Origin of the sequence: Geminicoccus flavidas (assembly GCF_009806515.1) — a bacterium.
GTDB classification, from domain to species: domain Bacteria; phylum Pseudomonadota; class Alphaproteobacteria; order Geminicoccales; family Geminicoccaceae; genus Geminicoccus; species Geminicoccus flavidus.
In genome coordinates, this window is the sequence record NZ_WUJP01000152.1 from 1 (window position 1) to 2,811 (window position 2,811).

Annotated in this window: 3 protein-coding genes and 1 pseudogene; all 4 read right to left on the reverse strand. The window is 67.0% G+C overall.

The window, feature by feature from the left end; all coding sequences use genetic code 11:
* On the reverse strand, positions 1-1,027 hold a 1,027-nt coding region (locus EQG76_RS04090; protein ID WP_265338964.1), incomplete at its 3' end, for a glycerophosphodiester phosphodiesterase family protein.
* A gap of 117 nt (positions 1,028-1,144) precedes the next feature.
* Complete coding sequence (locus EQG76_RS04095) at positions 1,145-1,609, reverse strand: cupin domain-containing protein (RefSeq protein ID WP_159710851.1); 465 nt, start codon at positions 1,607-1,609, stop codon at positions 1,145-1,147.
* A 116-nt stretch (positions 1,610-1,725) separates the two neighbouring features.
* Positions 1,726-2,547 carry a phosphonate ABC transporter, permease protein PhnE gene (gene phnE / locus EQG76_RS04100; protein ID WP_159710853.1) on the reverse strand — a complete coding sequence of 274 codons (822 nt, stop codon included), beginning with the start codon at positions 2,545-2,547 and terminating at the stop codon, positions 1,726-1,728.
* Positions 2,547-2,811, reverse strand: a pseudogene (locus EQG76_RS04105) (phosphonate ABC transporter, permease protein PhnE); the annotation flags it as partial. The gene phnE and the pseudogene EQG76_RS04105, both read right to left, overlap by 1 nt.

Here is a 2,811-nt window from a genome sequence, read left to right on the forward strand (position 1 = left end):
CGGCATAGCTGGCGATCGACTTCAGGCCGTCCGCGGTCGCGAGGTCGCCATAGGTGGTGGCCCCGCTCATCTCGATCAGGAAGCCGTCATACACTGACGGATCGGCCGCGGAGTCGCCCGAGAGGAAGTTGTGGGCGATGTCGTAGACCTGCGAACCGGCACCGCTCATCAGTTGCACGAGCGGCAGGTCGAGGCCGGCCTTCGGCATGATCTCGTTCTGCAGCTCGATGAGGTTCGCCACCTCGAACGACTGGATGTAGATCTGCTCGGGGTTGGTGAAGCCGGTCTCGACGAAGGCGTCGACCACCTCCTGCCCGAGGCTGATCCCGATCTTCCCGCCGCCGTTCACCACGTCGAGCGAACCGTTCGCGTTGATGTCCTCGCCCGCGTCGAGCGTACCGTTGCCGTTCTTGTCCTCGTTCTGGTGCGTGCCTTCGAGGGCGAAATAGGTCGGGTGCTTGGTCTCGACATAGACGCCGATCGGCCGGCCGGTCTCCGTGCTGGCCTGCTGCGCCAGCTGGATCACCTCCTGGAGGGTCGGGATCTCGAACTGGTCGTCATACTCGGCACTGCCCGGCCGGATCTCGCCGATGCGCTCACGCGCACCCAGCTGCTTGATCTCGTCGAGCGTGAAGTCCTCGCTGAACCAGCCGCCGACCTGGCGGCCGTCGATCGTCTTGACCGTCAGTCGGTCGTAGAAGTCCGGCTGGCCGTCGCCGTTGCCGTCATACTCGGCGACGTTGTTGGTCGCCTCGGTGACCACCGGCTTGCCCTCGGCATCGAACGCGATCGAGCCGTCCGGGTTCAGCTGCACGCCGGCCAGCAGGTTCTCGTGGCGGGCGATCAGATGGCCGTCACTGGTGGCGACCACGTCGGGCTCGATGAACTCGGCGCCCATCTCGATCGCGGTCTGGTAGGATTCGAGCGTGTGCTCCGGCCGATAGCCGCTCGCCCCGCGATGGCCGACCACGATCGGGATCTGGCCGTCCAGCGTGCCGAACGGAAGATAGTCGGACTTCGCCTGCAATGGATCTCTCCCCATTCAGTGGACGGGCGGACGCCTAGCAGGCGGCCATGCGCCGGCCGTCACCGGCAGGTGACGGCATGACGACCGCTGGATGACGATCCATCCGGCGCCGCGGCATCAACGGCCGGGCAGGAGGAACTCGATCCCGTTCTGCCGGCCGAGTTCCAGGAGGCGCGGCACGTCCGGCAGGGCCTTGGTTTCGGGGAAGCTGGTCGTGCCGCTCGGCATCGGCTCGCCGGCCTGACTGAAGAAGCGGTCGTGGAGCCGGCCGGGCACGTTCAGGATCAGCATCCGTGCCGATGACGTGCCGATATTGGTGAAGGTGTGGACCTCGCCCACCGGGATCTGCACGAACGTGCCCGGTCCTGCCTCGAAGCTCCGCTCGCCGATCGTGAAGCGCATCCGCCCGTCCAGGACATAGAAGCTTTCGTCGTCCGCCGGGTGCCGGTTGAGCGGCGGGCCACCGCCCGGGCTCACCAGCGCCTCGACCAGGCTGTAGCCCGGCCCGCCCTCGCGGCTGCGGGTGAGGAAGCGGAGAATGATGCCGACCAGATGATAGGTGTCGGTCCCGTCTCCATGCATGTCCGGCCTCCCCGGGTCGCACGTCCTGCCAGACCCGAGGCAGCACCATACCATGATCTGGGCAAGTGTCCGAGCAGGACTTGCCGTTGCCTGAGCCCGATCCTTGCTTGGCCCCCTCAGATGATCGCGCGCCGCACCTTGGCAGTGACCCACTCGCTCACCAGCACGGTGGCCAGGATCATCAGCAGGATTACACTCACCTGCGGCCAGGCCAGGGTGTTGAGCGACCCCTCCAGCGCCAGGCCCAGCCCGCCGGCACCCACCAGGCCCAGCACGGTCGACTCGCGGATGTTGATGTCCCAGCGGAACACCGCGATTGTGGCGAGTGCCGGCAGGATCTGCGGCACGATCCCGTAGGCCATGACCTGGGCACCGGACGCACCGGTGGCGCGGATCGCCTCGACCTGGCGCTCGTCGATCTCCTCGATCGCCTCGTAGAGCAGCTTGCCGATGAAGCCGATCGCACGCAGCGCGATGGCGATGATGCCGGCCAGCACGCCCGGCCCCAGCACCGCCACCAGGAGCAGGCCCCAGATCAGCGCATTGATCGAGCGCGAGGCCACGATGATGAACAGGGCCACCGGCCGGACGAACAACACGCTGGGCGTGGTGTTGCGCGCGGCCAAAAATGCCAGCGGCACCGCCAGGACCAGCGCGATGATCGTGCCGAGTGTGGCGATGTTGATCGTGTCCCAGAGCGGCCACCACAGCCGGTTGGCATAGTCCCAGCGCGGCGGGACCATCCGGCCGAAGATGTCGGCGGCCTGGGTCGGCGCGTCCTGCACGAACATCCAGATCGTGTCCTGGGTCATCACCCGCCAGCAGAACACGGTGAGCGCCACCAGGGCGAACCAGCCGCACCAGCGCAGCAGGCTGTCCTTGCCGGTGCGCAGCCGCCAGTCCCTGGGCGTCCCGGAAGCGTCGGTGCGTACGGCCATTACTGGATCCTTTTGCGGATCATGCCGGAGCCGTACTCGCACAGCATCACGATGCCGATGATGATGAGCAGGATGGCGGCAGCGGAATCGAACTCGTAGCGGTCGAGGGCGGTGTTCAGCGTGGCGCCGATCCCGCCGGCACCCACGATGCCCACCACTGCCGACTCGCGGAAATTGATGTCGAACCGGTAGGCCGAGAGGCCGATCAGGCGCGGCATGACCTGGCTGGCGATGGCGTAGTCGATCACCTGCCACCAGCCGGCC